Source organism: Algoriphagus locisalis (assembly GCF_900116615.1).
Taxonomy (GTDB): Bacteria; Bacteroidota; Bacteroidia; order Cytophagales; family Cyclobacteriaceae; genus Algoriphagus; species Algoriphagus locisalis.
Genome location: NZ_FPBF01000002.1, coordinates 834,663 through 854,349, shown reverse-complemented (window position 1 = coordinate 854,349; position 19,687 = coordinate 834,663). Strand labels below are relative to the sequence as shown.

The following is a 19,687-nucleotide window of genomic DNA, read 5'->3' as shown; positions in this document are numbered from 1 at the left end:
ATATTTTACTTTAACAGTAAAAGGTAAAACAAAACCCCGAGATTGATGAGATCTCGGGGTATGTTTTTTTACACTCTTGATTCTAAATTCTAGCTTCTTGGCTCTTAAAAAACAACCTTCACTTCCTTCTTTTCTCCATCCCTTTCATAGGCTACTGTGGCTTCATCACCTTTCTGAAAAGCACTTAGCGCTCTCATGTAACTCATCATATCCACAATCGTAGAATCGCCCATCTGCACTACCACGTCACCTTTCATCAGTCCAGCAGCCTGAGCTGGTTTGTCCTCAGAGACACCGTCGATTCTCATGCCTTTTCCATCATAAAGATAATCCGGAACAACGCCGAGGGAAACTGTGAATCTTGGAGAATCACCTGAGGAATCTTTCGTCTTGGTAAAAGCAAGTTTTGGCTCTACGTCCAATTGATCCACCAAGCGATCAATGTATTTCACCACAAGCAGCAAACCGTCGAAATTGATCAATTCCGAATCATCAGTAGGCTTGTGGTAATCCTCATGCTGCCCGGTGAAAAAGTGTAGTACTGGAAGATCCTGTAAGTAAAAAGAAGTGTGATCCGAAGGGCCAACACCAGATTCAGAGGTTACTAATTTCAAACTATCTGCATTTGCCAAATCCAAGGCAGGAAGGAAACTAGGACTGGTTCCCACACCATTGATTGCAAGCGTCTTTTCAGCATTCAATCGACCCACCATATCCATGTTGATCATGTAATTGACTTGCGAAAGCTCGATGGTAGGATTTTTTACAAAGTAATTCGAACCCCAAAGGCCATTTTCCTCGCCAGAGAAAGCGATGAATAGAAAGTTGCTTTTGTGCTCTTCATGTTTTAGGATTCTAGCCAAAGCCACCAAAGCAGCTGTCCCGCTGGCATTGTCATCTGCTCCATTGTGGATCGCAGAGTCGCCACGATGCAAAGAACCATTTCCACCCATTCCCAAGTGATCAAAGTGCGCTCCGATGACTATGGTGTTTTCAGACTTGTTGTCAATGAAGCCTATCACGTTCCTTCCTGTCACACCTTCACCGTCTGTTCCGATTACGGCTTCCTCATGAGGATTAGTGGGTTTTGATACGGTGAATGGTTGGAAATATTCTTCGGTACCTTTTGGCAGTAAACCTACTTCTTTGAACTCAGCCGCAAGGTATTCAGCCGCCTTTTGCTCGCCTACTGTGCCAATAGCTCGACCTCCAAGATCATCTGCAGCTAGATAAGTTACATCTTCTTTTAATCCAGCTTTTATGCTTTGATCTGAAGGAGCAGTATCACAACTCCATATTAGTAATGCTCCTGCAACTGCAGCTAGCGTATATTTTGGTGAAAAGTTCATGTCTTTTATCATCTTTTGCCAAAGATAATAAATGGTAACTTTGCGCAGCAATTCTAATAATTCATAGCTTAAAATGAGACAAATCCTTTTTTCCCTGCTGCTGATTTCCTTTGCATGCAGCCCAAAAACAGAAGTTCAAACTGAAATAGAAACAGCAGTACATTCGGCATCAGATTCTTTGCTGCTGACGCCTGAGGAAATGAAGTATCTGAAAAATATCAAGCAATTGACCTTTGGGGGAAATAATGCAGAGGCTTATTGGTCATTTGACGATTCCATGTTGGTTTTTCAATCGGACTACAGTGAGTGGGGAGCAGAATGCGATCAGATATTTTATACCAATTGGAAAACCGATGATTTGAAAAATAACACCCCCAAACGTCTGAGTACGGGTTTAGGAAGAACGACTTGTTCTTATTTTCTTCCAGATAATAAAAGTATAGTCTATGCATCCACGCACCCAGGAGGGGAAAATTGTCCGCCGGTGCCGGAGAGAAGAGAAGACGGCAAGTATGTATGGCCTATTTATGATTCCTTCGACGTTTTCACAGCTGATTTGGAAGGCAATATACTTTCACAACTGACCAGCGAACCGGGATACGATGCGGAAGCTACAGTTTCTCCAAAAGGTGATAAAATCGTGTTCACCTCCTTGAGAACCGGTGATTTGGAGCTTTTCACCATGAATATTGATGGCACAGATGTGAAGCAGATCACTTCAGATTTGGGATATGACGGTGGCGCATTTTTCTCACCGGACGGCAGCAAAATCATCTGGAGAGCTTCGCGACCAACTTCTGAGGAAGACGTAAAAGTGTATAAGGATTTGCTAAAAGAAGGTCTGGTAATGCCAACGAGCATGGAACTCTATGTGGCAAATGCTGATGGAACGGACGTAAAAAAAATCACTGACCTTGGCAAAGCCAACTGGGCACCGTTCTTCCATCCATCTGGAGAAAAAATCATTTTTGCCTCAAATCATCAAACGGAAAGAGGCTATCCTTTCAACCTTTTTATGGTTAATCTGGATGGAACTGGGCTAACGCGAATTACACACGATGGCACTTTTGATGCATTTCCGGTATTCTCTAACGATGGCAAATATTTGGTTTTTTCCTCCAATAGAAACAACGGCGGAACTAGAGATACGAATCTTTTCGTGGCTGAGTGGATAGGTGAATAAACCTTAGCAAGCTTTTTTAACCAAAAGACTGTCAAGCAATTGGCGGTCTTTTTGTGTTATTAAGGGTGAATAAAACAAAAATCCCCATGAAAGCTTCAATACCCATATTAATCTTTGTTTTAGCAATACTATCCTGCAAAGGCCCTAAGGAAGATTCCCCAATTGATGTAGCATTTTCCCCAGATGAAGAGCACGCCGAAGAAATCAACACGGAATGCTTTAGATACTTTGGGGAAAAAGATACAGTACTACTAACCACACATGTTGACGGCACTAATATCACTGGCACCTTAGATTATTCCATCTATGAAAAAGATAAGAACAGCGGTACAATCGAAGGTGAAATCCGTGATAATATGATCATAGCAGAATACACTTTTCAATCTGAAGGTGTTACTTCAAAGCGTCAGGTGGTATTCAAAAACACTGAAGAAGGATGGAAAGAAGGGTTTGGCGAGATGAAATCTGTGGATGGAATTCCTGTTCAGGTCAATATTGATTCTTTGGATTACAGTCATCAAATGGCGTTAACTCCCGTGCCTTGTGATTAAACAAGAGTGGCCATTTTTGATTTTCTGATCTCAATTGCCTAATTTCTAAACTCAACTCGCCCAAAATCACCTTTTTAAGAGGCTATAAAACCTCTGCCTGTTTAAGTTTAATTCTTTTTAAATTGAGTGTATGAAATACTATTCCCGATTGGTAATCCCATTTCTGGTCACATTTGCCCTTGCTTTTTCCAAGCTATACTTCGGGGAAGAAGCTAAAAACTGGGAGGGAGTCTTTGCTTATTTACCACATATCAATACAGTCCTTATCATCGTTGGGTTCACTTGGTGCCTTTTAGTGGGTATGCAAATTGTCAAGAGGATCTTTCTGAAGCAATATGACATCTCACAAGAAGATAATCTTCGGGCAAGGAAAGTTTTAACCCAGATCAATTTACTGGTGAAAATTGCCAACTTTCTTATCATACTGCTTGGTATAGGATTAATTCTACTGTCCTTTGAATCTGTACGAAAAGTTGGTGTTGGATTTTTTGCTTCAGCAGGAGTTGCGGGGATAATCATTGGTTTTTCCGCTCAGAAAGCCATTGGAACGCTGATCGCCGGGATTCAGATTGCCTTTACCCAGCCTTTTCGATTGGAAGATGCAGTGGTCGTAGAGGGAGAATGGGGGTGGATTGAAGAGATAAATTTGAACTACATCGTCGTGCGAATCTGGGACCTTCGAAGGCTTGTGTTGCCCACCACTTATTTCCTTGAGAATCCTTTTCAGAACTGGACCAGAACCTCCGGAGATTTACTTGGGTCGGTGTTTTTATATACAGATTACACCATTCCTTTTGAGGAGCTGCGAAAAGAATTGGACAGGATTTTAGAAACTACAGATCTCTGGGACAAAAAAGTAAAGGTGCTTCAAGTCTCAGATGCGAAAGAATTCACCGTAGAAACCCGTATTTTGGTGAGTGCCAAAAACTCACCCATAGCTTGGGATTTACGTGTGTATGTTCGGGAGAAAATGATTGAGTTCATACAAAAAAATTACCCGGAAAGCCTTCCAAAAACCAGGGTGGAAATGACGCAAAGAGCTACTTAGATGATATGAATTACGACATTTTGATGTTTAGCCATTTGGCGACAGTAGTGCCCTGCATATTTTTGGGAGCTTACTTACTTTTTGCAAAAAAAGGTGGATTAACGCATAGAAAGCTTGGTGCTTTATACATGAGTTTGATGATGGTTACTGCTGTTATCGCCCTGTTTATTGAAGCACAAGTGGGAGAAAGACTTTTCAAACATTTCGGATACATTCATCTTTTTTGTTTGCTTGTTTTTTGGACTGTTCCCACAGCATTTTTGTCCATCAAAAAAGGAAAAGTCAAAACCCATCAGCGAAAAATGATCTTACTTTATGTAGGAGCCATCATTTTAGCGGGAGGGTTTACCCTCGCTCCTGGAAGGTATTTGCATGGTGTTTTTTTCGGAGGGTGAACGTTTATGCTTTCTCTCTAGGATTATAAGTCATCCAAATTCTTCAAGTATTCCTCCGCCTGATTAATTAATTCTTCCTTATTTTTCAATTTGTCCAGCGTACGATATGCCATTCCGATTCTGGGGTTGTTTTCCAGCTTTTCCCTGTTTCGATTATAAAAATGCCAGTAAAGGCTATTGAAAGGGCAAGCTCCCTCACCAACTTTTTTGCTAGAACTATAAGCGCAATGACTGCAGTAATTGCCCATTTTATGGATGTAATTTGCCGATGAAACGTAGGGTTTGGTTCCCACAATCCCTCCGTCAGCAAACTGGCTCATCCCACGCGTATTGGTGATCTCTACCCATTCGATGGCATCGATATATACACCCAGATACCATTGATCCACCTCATCGGGATGAATGCCGGCTAGCAAAGCAAAATTACCGATCACCATCAATCGTTGAATGTGATGCGCATAAGCCAGGTCCAATGATTGACCGATGGAGTGGCTAAGGCATTTCATTTTGGTGTCACCTGTCCAAAACCAATCAGGGAGTTTTCTCTGGTGATTGAAGAAATTCAATTCTGCAAATTCAGGCATTTTTGCCCAGTATATTCCCCGCATATATTCTCTCCATCCTATGATTTGACGAATAAATCCCTCCGTCTGAGAAATAGCAATCGTGTCTTGATGTTCCTTCCAATAAGCCTCTACTTTTTGAACTACTTCCAGTGGAGAAAGCATCTTGGTGTTCATGGCAAAACTCAGCCTGGAGTGAAAAAGGAAGGGATCCCAGGTGGTCAAAGCATCCTGATAGTCACCAAAATGAACCAGTAGCTGTGTACAAAAGTGGTCCAAAACCTCCAGACTTTCCTCCCTGGAGCAAGGCCAGGTAAACTCTTCCTCGGCTATTTTTCCAATGGTTTTTACGTTAGCCTTTTTTATCATTTTCACCACATCAGAAACTGGCTTGGGGTGGGTTTTAGGCTTTCGCAAAAGGCGCTTATCTTTCAGCGCAGCTCTGTTTTCATGATCAAAATTCCATTTGCCCTGAAGTGGCTCTTTTCCATCCATCAGGATCGTAAAGTCTTTTCTCATTTGTCGGTAAAAGCTCTCCATTAGGAATGTTTTCTTCCCATGGAAAAAGTCTTTCACGTATTCCCGCTCTGTCAAAAAATGCTCTGAATCTACACTACGACAGGGAATAGACAGATTTTTACAGATTGATTTTAATTGGGTATCAAGTCGGTATTCGTCTGGGAGTTGGTATTCGAACTGTTCAAAGTGGTGTTTCTTGACCATTCCTTGGATCATTTTCTTTAAATCCTGACTATTATCTTCTTGGTCTAGTTGCACATAGTGGACCGTATGCCCTTGGGTATTGAGAAGCTGGGCAAAGTTTCTCATGCTTAGAAAAAACGCAACTACTTTTTGAATATGATGTGCTACATAATCAGTCTCTTGCCTGAGCTCAAGCATGAGGTAAGTCACTGAGGAATCCTTCTCATCAAACCAAGAATGCTGGGCATTCAGTTGATCTCCAAGAATCAATCGTAATGTTTTGGGCATAAAAAAGGGCTTTTAAGTGAAAGCCCTTTTTCCGCTACTTTGTTTTGATTAATACTTGAAACAAGGCATTGAAGAAGTTCTACCTGCGCCTCGTTTATTGGTAGCAAGAAAGCTATAACGTAAGCTGATCTCATGGGCTCCGCCTGTGTTGGCATTTCCCAGAGAAGAAAGTGTAAAATCATGGCTGTATCCAACGTCTAGGCCTCCACCGAGGGAGATTCCTACAAGTCCGATGATTGCTTCATGATTTGGTAAATTTTCTTGCTGTACAGGGATTCCGCGGTACCAAACGCCCAGCACAATCGGCTGAATGTTTATTTGTGCTCCCATATCTAATTGAGAAAAGGAACCTTGATTTTTATAGTTAAAAGCTAAAGTCAATTCTTTTGTGCCAAATTTTTGATTCAGATATTCTGTCGAGCTACCGCCTGATAGATCAAATTTTACTCCGCCATGAGCAGATATTTTAAGCGGTAATCTGCTGTTAGCCCCGTCCATGAAAGAAATATTAGGCTGCGTCAAATGATGTCCTGCAAGTCCTAACCAGATATTTTCATTATGAAAAAGCATTCCGAAGCTGTAATCCATAAACTGATGACTGATGCCCTCGCCCAGACTTTCTCCACTATTACCGCCTACTGTACCGGTCTGATCATCGATCTGGCTACCAAAAACCAGGTCTCCAAAATAAGCATCTCGTTCCATATAACTCACCTGTCCACCCATTCTAAGGAAAGATCTGAAACCCAATCGCATTCTGTAGGAATACGTAGCTCCAACCTCAGTCATGCTCAGATTTGCCATACTTTGTTCCGATCTGTTGACAATTAGACCCACACCGCTGTTTGCGCTGAAGATGTAATGATCCGCATAGGCTGAATAGGAGTTGAATGATTGATCTAGTCCAGGCCATTGATTTCTATAGTTGACTCCAATAGTTGTCATCTCAGAGGCGCCAGTCATTGCTGGGTTTAAATACAAAGGAGCAGCATAAAACTGCGAGTATTGAATGTCTTGCCCATTCGCTTTTGGGAAAAGCAAGCTCAGGGTAATAAGTAGCAGATAAACGTTTTTCATATTCTATCTTATAAGGGTGACTCCTCCGGTTTTGGTGAATTGCTCGCCATCTTTGGAGGTGTAGGTGATTTGATATAAGTAATTGCCAGGGGGTGATGCCTGACCTTGGTGTGTTCCATCCCAGCCCGTTGTTTCTTGGCTAGTAGTGGAGTAAATTTTCTCTCCCCATGTATTGAAAATAGTCATGGAGAATTCTGAAACAGCTCTGAATTTGGGGATAAACGTGTCGTTCAGGCCATCTCCATTTGGGGTGAAAGCATTCGGTATGGTGATAAACTCTAAAGGCGCATTTACTTGGATGATATTTTTCTCAACACTGGAACATCCGTAGATATCATATGCTGTAAGCGTAACTTCGAAATTTCCGGCAGCTTCGAAGATGTGAATCGGGTCTTTTTCCTTGGAGGCTTTTCCATCACCAAAGGACCATTCCCAGCCTATGAATTCTTCGGAAATGACACTTTCGAAGATGATTTCTTCGTCAATTTGCACTTCCGGTTCGCTGTTGATCTCTAGCTTTCTATAGTCGAAATCCAACCTTCCTGACTTATTGATTTGGGATGGGAAATCAACTCTTACTTCAGTTTGATAATTACAGCCAAAAGCGTCGGTCACGCTGACTTTCAAGTTTCCTGAAGAATTGTAATTGATTTCTCGGGAGCCAGTTTCCCCTGAACTCCATGAGATTTGGTAAGGCTGAACTCCGCCTTGTATCGATACCCACGCTACTCCTGTAATAGTACCTACAGCACAATCCACATCTAAGGCAGTTTCTATTCTTGCTTGTATGGGCTGAGCTTCCGCAATGGTAAATGAGCTACTTACGGTACAACCACTTTCATCAGCTACTATGAGTTGATAGGTGCCGGCAGGCAAGTTCTCACGATTTAAACCAGCAGATGAATCGTCCAGCCAAGTAGTGGTGTAGGTGCCTGAATTTCCTGCTACTTTTAAATGGATAGATCCTGTATCTGCACCAGCGCACGAGATATCATTTTTTTCTACTAACTCCAATTCGAGCTCTGAGGCTGTTCCAAGAATAAATTGCTTCTCGATAGTGCAGCCCAAAGCATCCGTGACGGTAAGCGCGTAATTCCCGGCGGTTACATTGCTAAGCTTGGCTGAAGTTTGGCCGTTGCTCCACTTATAAGTGTATGGAGCAGAACCTCCTTCTAGCATAACTTGTATCTCTCCATTGCTTGATCCCGCGCAGCTTTCCGGTGTTATCGTTTCATTTAATTGGATAGCAGTAGCCGCTTGGATAGAATAAGAAGCCTGAAAAGAACAACCTGTTTGGTCTTTAATCAATACTGAATATGTACCCGCAGCTAGGTTCGTAAGATTTTGCGCAGTAGATCCAGTATTCCAAATGTAGGTATAAGGTGATTGTCCACCGCTGATGCTCAGATTGATAGCACCATTTTTTTGTCCGGAGCAGCTTAGGTTTTGAATAGCTTCAGATACTTGGATACCCTCCGAAGCCGCCTTGATCTCAAAGGAAGTGGTGACATCACAGTTATATTTGTCTGCAACTGTTACCGAATAAGTACCTGGAGCTAAATTGTGCGCTTCCCAAGTATCTTTCAATCCGTTGCTCCATGTGATTTGATAAGGCTCACCTCTGCCTACTTTCACGCTTATTTTCGCAGTTCCATCATTTCCAGAACCGCAAGTCGCATCAGTTTTCTCTAAAGGCTCAAGAATCAGCGGATAAGGCGGCTGAACCACAATTCTTTCGGTGTGTACATTGCCAACAGCATCCGTAATTTCAACCGTGTAGGTACCGGCAAATAAGTTGGTTCGGTCCTTAGTCGTTTGTAGGGTATTCCAGCGGTAGGTATAAGGGGCCACACCACCGGTGACATCCAGAATGATCGTTCCTTTTTCTGAATGAGAACAAAGCGCAAGTTTACCAGAAACTTCGACTGAAATGTCCTCAGTTTGAAATATTCTGCTGTTCTCCAGCGTTTGAGCACTAGTATTTATCGTCCTCTGAGCAGAGGCAGAGGTAAAGACCATCAGACTCCAAAGGAGTGCGGGTATCATTAGGCAATATGTAGAATATACCTTTTTCAAGAGTTTTGTAGTTGAGTGAAACTGGGTGACTTTTCAACTTTGTAAAATTGTCTTATAAATCAAGATTACTGCATTTCATTTTTAAGAATATTATTTTATGTACATCATATACAGCAAAATGATATTCTCTTTGAGATGTGATATTCCGAAATAAGTGTAGAATTATTTTATTATGCAAGAGCCTGACAAAAAGCTCTTAAAACGAAATGCACCTAAAAAAAGTATTATTTTTCTTCTAATATTACCATAGTCAAAAAAGGTAGGAAATCATGCTTTTTTATGATTATAAAATCAAAAAGGCCCCATTTTACTGGGATTGAAAAAAAATTAAGATTTTACAAACTTTTTTCTAAGAAAAATTTAATTGGTTGTTTTTCAGCTCAGTAACCGAAGCGAAGTATGATTTGATTGGTTTCTGTCTTTCCTGGATTTCGACGATAAATTGCCTAATCTTTCAAAAATATCAGACCTGTTTAGGGATTTTCAGTTTTGAATAATTTCTCAAAAACGATCAATGACTGGTTTACCTGATTAAACTAAAAACTCCATCTTTGATGACTTCCATTCCAGAGCTTGTGATAAAAACCCCTTTGTAAATGTAATTTCCTTCAGGTGCTACTTTGCCTTTCCAGGTGCCATTCCAGCCTTCGGAATCGAGACTTTGGGTAAAAAATAGTAGCTCACCCCAGGTATTAAATACATAGAATTCTATCTTCACTACTCCTTTGTATTCTGGTTTGAAATGGTTGTTCTTTTGGCCGGAGGGAGAAAAAGCGTTAGGAATTAGTATGAGGTAATCATCTCGGACTTCGATCAATCGCTCCAAAGTATGCAAGCAACCAATCGTATCCTCCGCAGTTAAAACTACGGTGTAGATTCCCTTGGCCGCAAAAGTATGTGTTGGGTTTTGAATAGTAGCTTCATGACCATCTCCAAAGTCCCAATGCCATGAACTGACTGCCCATGGCGTGACATCAAAGAAATCTACGGGATGTAGCAATTGCGCAGTTCCATTCCTCAGCACATTTCCCGTGCCTAGATTTGCCTCATAGTCAAAAGCGGGTTCTAACGTTGAAAGAGCTATGGTCACATCTATTGACTTCCATTCCGACCAGCATTCGAATTCCTTAAAGCTACTACGGACGGTGTAAGTACCATTTTCCTGTTGGTCATAGATATCGTCAATAGAAACGGCGTTCCCCGAAGGACTGACTAGTTGATAATCATAAACATCGAGGTCAAACTCATCAATAGATGAACTTAAATCTACAGACCCATCCGGATCACATACTGCGGGAGGGTTGTTAGTCCGGAGTCTTGGTACATGGAAAACACGAACTTTGATATGCTTCAGAGGGGTCGGGGGCACATTAGATCCGGATAGCTCTACGTAGTAATTATAAGTCGAGGCTTGAATGTAGGTACTTGCAGTGGGTTCATATTTCAATCCAAGAATGGTCAATTCACCATCGCTACCCAGTTGATATTCTATGCCATTGTAGGTTCCGTCTGTAATCGCCACTGTACCGCCAGCATCATGATACCAAGTATAGTTTGCATCACTTCCAGCTTGGTCGAATCCCGGTTCCACGGTGACAGGATCACCTTCGCAGATTTCCCAATTAACAGGATCAATTTCTTGGGCATACAACCAACCGCCCGGGAAAAATAACATTAGCACGGGAAAGAAGCTAAAAATATTAAACAGCTTACTTCTAAGCATAATTTTGTAATATTTGCTTACATTTTATTGACTGATCAAATTTGCCGGGTTAGTCACAAATAGCATCTCAGCTTTGTGCCAGTATCTCCTTGGCCATGCTTAGTATCTAAAGCATGGAATAGTCCTAGCTCTCGCATTTCTACTCTTTGGATCTCCCCATAAAAAACTATAAGTCAGGGATATCTCATGTGCACCGCCACTATTTTTCAAACCCAATTTTGAAATAGTTACATCATAAGAATACCCTATATCCAATCCACTTTCTAAAGAAATCCCCACCAATCCGATGATGGCTTCATTGTTTGGCAAATCATTTTTAGTAGGCAGTCCCCTATACCAAAGACCCAAAACGATTGGTTCTAAAAATAACTGGGCTCCTACATCCAGTTGATTGAAAGGATCTTGTTGCTTATAGTTAAAAGCAAATGAAACTGATCGTTCTGAATAGGCATGGGTAAAGTAGTTTCTTCGGCCTCCGCCCAAGTCAAACTTAATTCCACCTTGTGCCGAAAGTTTCATTGGAAGCTTTGAAATCTGATCATCTACAAAAGACGTGTTTGGTTCGGATAGGTGATGCGCAGAGGCTCCTAGCCAGATGTTGTTGGTATAAAACATCCCGCCAACGCTGTAATCTACGAAACTGTATCGGCTATCAATCGGTATTCCATTAAGTTCATCTGTGATACCGCCAATAGTTCCATTGATAATATCGATCTGAGAGCCGAATACCAAATCAGAGAAAAATGCATCTCGCTGCATGTAGCTGACCATTCCTCCAATCCTGAAAAAAGTATTTTCACTAAGCTGTAGTCTATAGGCATAAGAAAGCCCAATTTCATTGGTAGATAAGTTAGCCATGCTTTCCTGGCTTCCATTGAAGATTAGTCCAATACCACTATTGTAATCAAAAATGTAATGGTCAATGTAAGCAGAATAGGAATTGAAGTTTTGGTCAAGTCCAGGCCATTGATTTCGGTAATTGACACCGATGCGCGTCAATTCACTAGCACCTGTCAATGCTGGGTTTAGATATAAAGGTGCTGCGTAGAATTGAGAATACTGGGTGTCCTGAGCTATTACATTGGAGAAAATGCAACAAACAGCCCCTATAGTTATGAAAATACCAATTATTCTCCTATACATAGACAATTACGCCTTTACCAGCCAAATTTATGCATTTGTAAAATGGCAAAGGTTATATTAGTATGAATTAACAATTTGAAACCTCTAGGGCTTAGGATTGGGGGCGATCAATCAAATGAGTTTCAAAATTTTAATTTGAAGCACCGAATAAATCCAGTGCACGTGAATTAGTCCATGCGAGCTCAATAATTATACCAAAGGATATACAATTAGTAAAAGCGTAAATTAAATCGCTATTTCCACCTGATTTCTTAGCAAATCCTCAAATTCTTCGCGTTTTCTGATCAACTGCGCCTTGCCTTCCCAGACCAAAACCTCTGCTGGCCGTAGCCTAGAGTTGTAATTGGAGGCCATACTGATGCCATATGCCCCAGCATTTTTGAATACCAAAAGATCCCCTTTGCTGACTTTTGCCAGCATACGGTCTTTCGCGAGCGTGTCTGTTTCACAGATGTACCCAACCACATTGTATGGATTCAATTCTCCCTCAGGATTGCTTATGTTATATACATCATGAAAGGCATCGTACATCATTGGTCTGATGAGGTGATTCAATCCAGAGTCAACTCCTACAAAGGTGAGTTGCGGCGTCTTTTTTACCACAGTTGATTCCACTAACAAATAACCAGATTCACTTACCAGGAACTTACCAGGCTCTAGCCATAGCTCAAGTTTCCTTCCGTATTTCTCGCAGAATACATTGAATGCAGCAGATACTTTTGTCCCGACTTCTTCAATAGCAGTAAATGGATCGCCAGCCTTGTAGGCAACTTTGAACCCTCCACCAAAATCCAGAAAGGTTAGATTTGGGAAGTTCATAGCTGCTTCGAAAAGCACATTACCGCCTTTTAGAAATATCTCAGCATCCAGAATATCAGAGCCTGTATGGATATGAAGACCGACAATATTGATAGCATATTTTTTCACAACATCCAATATCTCAGGCAACTGCTGTATAGAAATCCCAAATTTGCTTTGAATATGACCTACAGAGATTTTCGCATTTCCTCCAGCCATAATATGAGGATTGATTCGAATGCATGCTGGCTTAGTATCTCCGTACACAGCACCAAACTCCTCCATCAAGGGGATGCTATCCAGATTGACCATCACACCTAGTTCCACAGCCTCCTGTATCTCCCTAAAATTGACCCCGCTAGGAGTGTACATGATTTCAGAAGCAGAAAAACCCGCTAGCATACAGATCTTCACTTCCTCGATAGAAACAGCATCCACGCCCCCACCTGCCTTTTTCACCAACTTCAAAATGCTGATATTGGAGAGTGCTTTGGTTGCGTATTTGATCTTCAAAGGAACAGTTGCAAAGGCGGTCTGTAAAGATTTGATCTGAGTCACGATCTTTTCCCCATCATAGATATATAGGGGAGTACCGAATTGCTGAGCAATAGATTCTAAGCTTATTCCTTGAAGTTGAGTAGGATGTTGCGGTGCGGACATTGTCTGAAATTTGCGGGCAAAGATAGCCAAATAACAAAAAAAGGAGGCATTTGCCCCCTATTTTCATAAGTTATAGTGTAATTAAGAAAACGCTGTTTTCGAGTTTAAATATAGAAGAAGGAGATGAAAGTAATCGCCTTTTAGCCGAATTTGAGGCGGTTAAATATTGTTAAGCTCTCTCCTTGGCCTGATTATAGGATTAAATTTGTGAAATGTCGAAGAGTAATATTACCCTAATCATAGTCTTGATGTCCCTGGCCAGCTTTGGTTTGATGGGATTCCAATTCTATTGGGTGAAAAATGCAATTCGTATCAATCGGGAGCGCTTTGATCAAAATGTTTATCAAGCACTTTCCTCCACAGTTGATGAGCTGGAGAAAGGAGAAACATCAGCCGCTTTTTATGGCTTTATGATGCAGGATTCAATTATTAACAGGTCACTTTTTGAAAAAATCGATCCGATTGATTTTGACCTAACTGTGAGCTCCAGACGAATTACCAGACCAAGACCTTCCTTGGTGGATTCCTTCTTTCAAGAGCCTGCGCCTAGAGTGAGTCAGACTTTCAAAAGAATCCTTGAATCACAAGGTGTTGATATGAACCAGCTGGAGGAGTTAGAGGCTTTTTTCGCCTACATGACTCCTGAGTTAGCGGCAAAGATGTTCACTCCTGATGAAATGGAGGTTTTGCTCAAAGAAAAAGAGCGGCAATTCCAATACCTAAGTAAGTTGGAAAACGCACCACGTCGTGCAGCTGAAAGTACAAGTCAGGTAGAAGTCGAAATGATGCCGGAATTTAATATTAGTCCTGATGCCTTGGAGAAAGTGTATAGAACAAACATAAAAATTGATTTTATAAACAAATATGTTGATGAAATAAGTGCTGGGCAAAAAGCAATTTTGGACAGAATGGATACTTCGAACGTAAGAAGGATCCTGAAGCGTTTTTTGCTGGAAAGAAATATTACAGAGGACTTTGAATTAGCGTTACTTAAGGACGACCGTTCATTGATGCCAATCGGGCCTGTCCAGCAGCAATTTGTATTAGCCCAACAGGGAATTCAGGCGAGACTTTTTCCAAATGACATCTTTGGCAAGCCCAATTTCTTGACAGTTTATTTTCCTGAAAAAAATGCCCATGTGATTCGTGAAGTTTGGCTGCCTTTATCCAGTTCTATCCTGTTTATTATTGTTATTATCTCTTGCTTCATTTACGCCATCAAAGTGATCATCCGTCAGAAAGCGCTTTCCGATACGAAAAATGATTTCATCAACAACATGACCCATGAATTCAAGACGCCGCTGGCTACGGTAAGTTTGGCTGTGGAGGCACTTCAGGATCCTGAATTATCCAGCCAGGACAAGTTTCGTTCCCGATATTTGGGAATCATAAAGGATGAAAATAAACGCCTGGTTTCTCAGGTGGAAAACGTTCTTCAGGCAGCAGCGTTGGATAAGAAGGATTTTAAGTTGAAAATAGAATCTTTGAACCTGGCTGAGATATTAGCAACTACAGTAGATCATTTTGGGCTTCAGGTAGAGAAAAAAGGTGGACAGATCACCTTTATGAATGAACTGAATGACCCGATGGTCCAAGGTGACCTATTTCACCTCACCCATATTTTCAACAATATGCTGGACAATGCGAATAAATATTCGCCAGAGCATCCATTTATCATGATCAGAGCCTATGACAGTCCAGATGAAGTTTTCATTACGATCAAGGATGAAGGAATTGGGATGAATAAAGACGCACAACGGAAAATTTTTGATAAATTCTATCGGGTTCCCACAGGAAATGTACACGATGTCAAGGGCTTTGGCCTTGGTCTTTCCTATGTGAAAACCATGTTGGAAGCGCATAAAGGAGGAATTCAAGTAAGTAGCGAACTTGGAAAAGGAAGCTCATTCACTATTAACATACCAAAGAAACAATGAGTAAAGCGAAACTATTAGTGGTCGAAGACGATCCGAATTTGGGAGATATCCTACAGGAATATTTGGAAATGAAAGGGTACGAGCCTACGCTTTGTCGCGATGGGGAAGAAGGTTGGAACAAATTCAAGAAGGGAAAATTTGACCTTTGCCTCCTTGATATTATGATGCCGAAAAAGGATGGATTCACCTTGGCCAAAGAGATCAAGAAAGTGGAGGAAAATCTGCCTATTCTTTTTCTAACGGCAAAAAACCAAAAGGATGACATCATAGAAGGTCTCAAAATAGGCGCTGATGATTACATCACCAAGCCTTTCAGCATGGAGGAATTGCTTCTTCGAGTGAATGCGATCTTGAAGCGAACGCATAAAAATGAAGATGTCAACCCGCTAAAAGTTTATACTTTCGGAGGCTTCACGCTTCATTACGATGAGCAGTTCTTAGATGGGCCAAAAGGACGTCACAAGTTGACTTCAAAGGAAAATGAGTTGATCCGCCTACTTGCTTCTGAAATCAACAACTTGGTAAACAGAAGTCACGCCCTGAAGCAAATCTGGGGAGATGATAGCTACTTCAATGCAAGAAGCATGGATGTGTATCTGAGTAAAATCCGTAAACTACTCAAGGATGACCCGAAAGTACAGATCATCACCGTCCACGGAGAGGGCTTTAAGCTAATCGTGAGTGAGGGATAAGAGAGAGGATTTGGGATTTGAGATATACGATTTCGGATTTTACTCTGAATTGAAAATAGAAATAAGAAGCCAGAGTGATAGAAAATCGCTCTGGTTTTTTGCTTTTTGAAGAGCTATTTCACCAAGATCTGGACTGTTAGATTTAAGATCTTGGCTCAATTCTAGCATCTAAAATCTTAATACTAGTGTCTAATTACTTGATACTTAGAAAATCATTTCTGCTCCAATTCCATTTCCTTCAGGAAAGGATATTTTTTCCGGAGTGATCACCACTCCCTTGGCAGGATCTTTTGACAGCAACATCGCTCCATCCATATCTACATAGTCCAATAGCGGTGCAATGTGCGCAATTGCAGTAATTCCCACGGAAGATTCAGTCATGCAGCCTACCATGGTTTTCATTCCGAGTTCCTTCGCCTCATGGATCATTCGCAGCCCAGGTGTGATCCCCCCGGCTTTCACCAACTTCACATTGATTCCATGAAAAAGGCCGTGGCATTTCTTCACATCGGATTCTACGATGCAGCTCTCATCGGCGATTACTGGTAATTTGCTGTGCTTAAATACTTCCTTCATTCCCTCCAAATCATCCTTTCCGAGTGGCTGCTCCATAAATTCCACCCCCAATTTCTCCAATTCTTCAGAATAAGCGATGGCCTGCTCAGCTGTCCAGGCACAATTAGCATCAATTCTGAAAACCGCATTGGTGTGCTTTCGGAGCTCACGGATAATTGCCAAATCATCCGAAGTGCCCAGCTTGATTTTATAGATCGGCCAGTGAACTTCCTTCATTTTTGTCACCATCTTCTCTACCGTATCGATTCCAATCGTAAAGTTGGTCAAAGGAATATCAGCAGGATTTAGGTTGAGCAATTCGTAAAGCTTTTTGTCTTGCTTCTTTGCATAAAGATCCCAAGCGGCCATATCCAATGCGCACTGTGCGAAAGGATTTTCTTTGAATGTTTCTCTACCAAGATCCCAAAGTTCTGCAGGAGTTTCCCATTCACCTTTTTCTACAATAGGTCTGAAATTCTCCAAACATTCCGACATATTAGTAATGGTCATGCCGTAAAATGGATTTGTCGTAGATTCACCCAAACCAGAAAGTGCACCATCTTGCAGTTTTACAATAAGTGTATCTTGCACATCCCTGCTTTGGTGCGCGATGGTAAATGTATGCTTGAGTGGAAGATCGACGACTTGAAAGGATAAATTCATTTGGGGAAATATTCTATTTGAAGCAAAATTAACCTGTTTTTTGCTTGAATGATAGATAGATTTACATTTTATTCAAGGTAAATAGAAATATATATGAAAGTCAATCCTAACCTATCAATTAGCCTGTTTTTGCTGTTTTTAGTTTTTACATTTAGTTGTAAAACGGCAACCATACTCACGTCAACCTCAACTTCTGTTGAAACGCTCGAAGCAGCCTATTCTAAATATAAGGAAGCTGCGATCATCCATAGAAGATTTAAGCATGCTGACTTGCAACCGTTGATTCAAAAGCATTCAGATTCTTTTGAGATTTCTAAATTGGGTGAATCGGTAGAAGGCAGAAGTATTTCCAGCTTGGATTGGGGAGATGGAAAGACGAAAGTGATGCTTTGGTCACAAATGCACGGAAACGAAAGTACAGCCACCATGTCTCTTTTCGATTTGTTCAACTTTTTGGAAGCCAGCGGAGACGAGTTTGATGGACTTCGGGATCTTTTGAGATCAAATCTGGATCTCAAATTTATCCCTATGATCAACCCGGATGGAGCAGAAGAATTCAAACGCAGAAATGCTCTGGACATAGATTTGAACCGCGATGCGATTTCCCAAATTTCTCCAGAAGCAATTATCTTAAAAGGAGCTAGAGATGATTTCGAACCTGAATTTGGCTTCAATCTGCACGATCAGCAAACTTATTATAATACCACCGGATCACCCAAGCAAGCAACGATTTCAGTTTTGGCACCAGCATATAATTATGCAACTGATGTGAATGATGTGCGAACTAGAGCTATGCAGACTATCGTGGGTATGAATGAGATTTTGCAGCAAGTGGTGCCAGGTCATGTTGGGAAATATAATGATGCTTTTGAGCCTAGAGCTTTCGGAGATAATATTACCAAGTGGGGGACAAGCACGATTTTGATCGAGTCGGGAGGATATCCTAATGATCCGGAAAAGCAGTACATCCGTCAGCTCAATTTTATGATTATTCTTAATGCGCTAGAACAGATCGCAACCAGAAGCTACGAACAATACACTACGGAGGAATATTTTGCTATTCCTAATAACGACTTGCAACTGGTAGATTTGCTACTTAATGAGGTGCAAGTACCTGTCAATGGAAAATATTATCCGGTTGACCTGGGCATCAGAAGAAGAGATATCACTTCGGACACCACCTTCTATATTTCAGCTTCGGTGGATGATTTGGGTGACTTACAGGTTTACTTTGGCTTGGAGGAATTTGATGCTTCTGGGTTGAAATATGAGGAGGGAAAAGTCTATGAAACAGCCTTTGAATCCATGAATTCGATAAATGAGGCAAAGGCAATGGAGCTTTTGAAACAGGGATATTTGGCAGTGAAAGTAAAGAATGGAGCTAAAGGCGACTTTCATCAGCTTCCGATTTTGGTGCTGAATAGTACCGAATCATTCTCCTCAGGTTGGAAAACGGGAGAAAGCACAAATTTCTTTTTGGAGAAGGATGGAGTTAGAAAATACGCGGTGGTGAATGGCTATCTTATTGATTTGGATAATCCCAAAGATCAGGAGTTTAAGCAGCGAGTTAATTGATTTATTATTTTCCGAAAGGTAAATTATTGTTTACCTTTCGGAATCATTTTTTAGTAGCAATGTTATATGAAGAGTTCTGAACTTTTGAGGTTACTTGAGAAAGATGGCTGGTTTTCGGTTTCGCAGAAAGGATCCCATCTTAAAATGAAACATGCTACTAAAATGGGGATCATATTTTTTCAAACCATGGAAGTAAAGAGGTAGGTAAAGGTCTTGAGAAAAAGATTAAGAAAGATGCGGGAATTGCTAAATGAACGATGATGAAGACACAAAAACTTAAAATGATTTTGGAAAAGACTGACACTGGTTTTTCAGCTTTTTCAGAGTCTTATGCAATTTTCACAACTGGAGCTACTATTCCGGAATTACTTCACAATGCATTGGAAGCAGTCAATTTCTATTTTGAGGAAGAAAACATAGGTTTTCAGGCAGAGTATTTGAAATTTGAAATTGATTTTCAACAATTCTTTCAATACTATAAAGTGTTGAATTCTAAATTTTTAGCTGAAAAAATAGGCATGAATCCGACACTTCTTTCTCAATATGTACAAGGGCAAAAAAAACCTTCTGATAAACAAACTCAGAAAATTCTATCTGGGATTCATCAGATTGGGAAGGAACTTTCAGAAATTAATTTAATACATGGTTAAACATCCTTAAAACCCGCTACTTGGCGGGTTATTTGTTACCTAGCTTGAAGACTTAATTT

Annotated in this window: 17 protein-coding genes; 9 read left to right on the top strand and 8 right to left on the bottom strand. The window is 40.9% G+C overall.

The features are described 5' to 3' along the window. Nucleotides 1-104: 104 nt before the first annotated feature. Complete coding sequence (locus BM386_RS08840; protein WP_091692912.1) at nt 105-1,349, bottom strand: M28 family peptidase; 1,245 nt, start codon at nt 1,347-1,349, stop codon at nt 105-107. A gap of 73 nt (nt 1,350-1,422) precedes the next feature. On the opposite strand from BM386_RS08840, the gene BM386_RS08835 reads away from it, so the two are divergent. The 4 genes from BM386_RS08835 to BM386_RS08820 all read left to right on the top strand — a co-directional run bounded on the left by BM386_RS08835 (nt 1,423) and on the right by BM386_RS08820 (nt 4,526). Further along, nucleotides 1,423-2,532: a TolB family protein gene (locus tag BM386_RS08835; protein WP_091692758.1), complete on the top strand. Its 1,110-nt coding sequence runs from the start codon at nt 1,423-1,425 to the stop codon at nt 2,530-2,532. Nucleotides 2,533-2,618: 86 nt separating this feature from the next. Next, entirely contained in the window at nt 2,619-3,083 is a 465-nt protein-coding gene (locus BM386_RS08830; RefSeq protein WP_091692756.1) for a hypothetical protein, read from the top strand. A 130-nt stretch (nt 3,084-3,213) separates the two neighbouring features. Next, the gene (locus BM386_RS08825) at nt 3,214-4,131 is read left to right on the top strand and encodes a mechanosensitive ion channel family protein (protein WP_091692755.1); all 918 of its coding nucleotides are present in this window, start codon (nt 3,214-3,216) and stop codon (nt 4,129-4,131) included. A gap of 5 nt (nt 4,132-4,136) precedes the next feature. Further along, nucleotides 4,137-4,526, top strand: coding sequence for a DUF2306 domain-containing protein (locus BM386_RS08820; RefSeq protein WP_091692753.1), 390 nt, complete (start codon nt 4,137-4,139; stop codon nt 4,524-4,526). Between the two features lie 23 nt (nt 4,527-4,549). Here BM386_RS08820 and BM386_RS08815 read toward each other — a convergent pair whose 3' ends face one another. The 6 genes from BM386_RS08815 to lysA form a co-directional block, all read right to left on the bottom strand. Further along, nucleotides 4,550-6,079: a cryptochrome/photolyase family protein gene (locus BM386_RS08815; protein WP_091692751.1), complete on the bottom strand. Its 1,530-nt coding sequence runs from the start codon at nt 6,077-6,079 to the stop codon at nt 4,550-4,552. 48 nt (nt 6,080-6,127) lie between these two features. Beyond that, nucleotides 6,128-7,156 (bottom strand): PorP/SprF family type IX secretion system membrane protein, encoded by a 1,029-nt coding sequence (locus BM386_RS08810; protein WP_091692749.1) that lies wholly within the window; start codon nt 7,154-7,156, stop codon nt 6,128-6,130. 3 nt (nt 7,157-7,159) lie between these two features. Then, nucleotides 7,160-9,202: a T9SS type B sorting domain-containing protein gene (locus BM386_RS08805; protein ID WP_091692748.1), complete on the bottom strand. Its 2,043-nt coding sequence runs from the start codon at nt 9,200-9,202 to the stop codon at nt 7,160-7,162. Between the two features lie 553 nt (nt 9,203-9,755). Beyond that, complete coding sequence (locus BM386_RS08800) at nt 9,756-10,955, bottom strand: PKD domain-containing protein (RefSeq protein ID WP_091692746.1); 1,200 nt, start codon at nt 10,953-10,955, stop codon at nt 9,756-9,758. 99 nt (nt 10,956-11,054) lie between these two features. Next, nucleotides 11,055-12,098 (bottom strand): PorP/SprF family type IX secretion system membrane protein, encoded by a 1,044-nt coding sequence (locus BM386_RS08795; RefSeq protein WP_091692745.1) that lies wholly within the window; start codon nt 12,096-12,098, stop codon nt 11,055-11,057. A 225-nt stretch (nt 12,099-12,323) separates the two neighbouring features. Beyond that, on the bottom strand, nt 12,324-13,556 hold the full coding sequence (gene lysA / locus BM386_RS08790; protein ID WP_091692743.1) for a diaminopimelate decarboxylase: 1,233 nt from the start codon (nt 13,554-13,556) through the stop codon (nt 12,324-12,326). Between the two features lie 212 nt (nt 13,557-13,768). On the opposite strand from lysA, the gene BM386_RS08785 reads away from it, so the two are divergent. After that, complete coding sequence (locus BM386_RS08785) at nt 13,769-15,493, top strand: sensor histidine kinase (protein WP_170857064.1); 1,725 nt, start codon at nt 13,769-13,771, stop codon at nt 15,491-15,493. Continuing rightward, nucleotides 15,490-16,185 (top strand): response regulator transcription factor, encoded by a 696-nt coding sequence (locus BM386_RS08780; protein WP_091692741.1) that lies wholly within the window; start codon nt 15,490-15,492, stop codon nt 16,183-16,185. The genes BM386_RS08785 and BM386_RS08780 overlap by 4 nt, the downstream gene beginning before the upstream one ends. A gap of 204 nt (nt 16,186-16,389) precedes the next feature. Here BM386_RS08780 and BM386_RS08775 read toward each other — a convergent pair whose 3' ends face one another. Beyond that, nucleotides 16,390-17,403 carry a dipeptide epimerase gene (locus tag BM386_RS08775; protein WP_091692740.1) on the bottom strand — a complete coding sequence of 338 codons (1,014 nt, stop codon included), beginning with the start codon at nt 17,401-17,403 and terminating at the stop codon, nt 16,390-16,392. Nucleotides 17,404-17,496: 93 nt separating this feature from the next. Here BM386_RS08775 and BM386_RS08770 point away from each other — a divergent pair, with 93 nt between their 5' ends. The 3 genes from BM386_RS08770 (at nt 17,497) to BM386_RS08760 (ending at nt 19,628) form a co-directional block, all read left to right on the top strand. After that, nucleotides 17,497-18,978, top strand: a complete 1,482-nt coding sequence (locus BM386_RS08770) for a M14 family zinc carboxypeptidase (RefSeq protein WP_091692738.1) — start codon at nt 17,497-17,499, stop codon at nt 18,976-18,978. A gap of 66 nt (nt 18,979-19,044) precedes the next feature. Next, nucleotides 19,045-19,182 (top strand): type II toxin-antitoxin system HicA family toxin, encoded by a 138-nt coding sequence (locus BM386_RS24120; RefSeq protein WP_091692736.1) that lies wholly within the window; start codon nt 19,045-19,047, stop codon nt 19,180-19,182. A gap of 56 nt (nt 19,183-19,238) precedes the next feature. Continuing rightward, the gene (locus BM386_RS08760; RefSeq protein WP_091692909.1) at nt 19,239-19,628 is read left to right on the top strand and encodes a helix-turn-helix domain-containing protein; all 390 of its coding nucleotides are present in this window, start codon (nt 19,239-19,241) and stop codon (nt 19,626-19,628) included. Nucleotides 19,629-19,687 lie beyond the last annotated feature (59 nt).

Excerpts from the sequence above, each read along its gene's own strand:
- BM386_RS08840 (WP_091692912.1), bottom strand. The coding sequence starts at position 1,349 with ATGAACTTTTCACCAAAATATACGCTAGCTGCAGTTGCAGGAGCATTA.
- BM386_RS08835 (WP_091692758.1), top strand. The coding sequence starts at position 1,423 with ATGAGACAAATCCTTTTTTCCCTGCTGCTGATTTCCTTTGCATGCAGC.
- BM386_RS08830 (WP_091692756.1), top strand. The coding sequence starts at position 2,619 with ATGAAAGCTTCAATACCCATATTAATCTTTGTTTTAGCAATACTATCC.
- BM386_RS08825 (WP_091692755.1), top strand. The coding sequence starts at position 3,214 with ATGAAATACTATTCCCGATTGGTAATCCCATTTCTGGTCACATTTGCC.
- BM386_RS08820 (WP_091692753.1), top strand. The coding sequence starts at position 4,137 with ATGAATTACGACATTTTGATGTTTAGCCATTTGGCGACAGTAGTGCCC.
- BM386_RS08815 (WP_091692751.1), bottom strand. The coding sequence starts at position 6,079 with ATGCCCAAAACATTACGATTGATTCTTGGAGATCAACTGAATGCCCAG.
- BM386_RS08810 (WP_091692749.1), bottom strand. The coding sequence starts at position 7,156 with ATGAAAAACGTTTATCTGCTACTTATTACCCTGAGCTTGCTTTTCCCA.
- BM386_RS08805 (WP_091692748.1), bottom strand. The coding sequence starts at position 9,202 with ATGATACCCGCACTCCTTTGGAGTCTGATGGTCTTTACCTCTGCCTCT.
- BM386_RS08800 (WP_091692746.1), bottom strand. The coding sequence starts at position 10,955 with ATGCTTAGAAGTAAGCTGTTTAATATTTTTAGCTTCTTTCCCGTGCTA.
- BM386_RS08795 (WP_091692745.1), bottom strand. The coding sequence starts at position 12,098 with ATGTATAGGAGAATAATTGGTATTTTCATAACTATAGGGGCTGTTTGT.
- lysA (WP_091692743.1), bottom strand. The coding sequence starts at position 13,556 with ATGTCCGCACCGCAACATCCTACTCAACTTCAAGGAATAAGCTTAGAA.
- BM386_RS08785 (WP_170857064.1), top strand. The coding sequence starts at position 13,769 with ATGTCGAAGAGTAATATTACCCTAATCATAGTCTTGATGTCCCTGGCC.
- BM386_RS08780 (WP_091692741.1), top strand. The coding sequence starts at position 15,490 with ATGAGTAAAGCGAAACTATTAGTGGTCGAAGACGATCCGAATTTGGGA.
- BM386_RS08775 (WP_091692740.1), bottom strand. The coding sequence starts at position 17,403 with ATGAATTTATCCTTTCAAGTCGTCGATCTTCCACTCAAGCATACATTT.
- BM386_RS08770 (WP_091692738.1), top strand. The coding sequence starts at position 17,497 with ATGAAAGTCAATCCTAACCTATCAATTAGCCTGTTTTTGCTGTTTTTA.
- BM386_RS24120 (WP_091692736.1), top strand. The coding sequence starts at position 19,045 with ATGAAGAGTTCTGAACTTTTGAGGTTACTTGAGAAAGATGGCTGGTTT.
- BM386_RS08760 (WP_091692909.1), top strand. The coding sequence starts at position 19,239 with ATGAAGACACAAAAACTTAAAATGATTTTGGAAAAGACTGACACTGGT.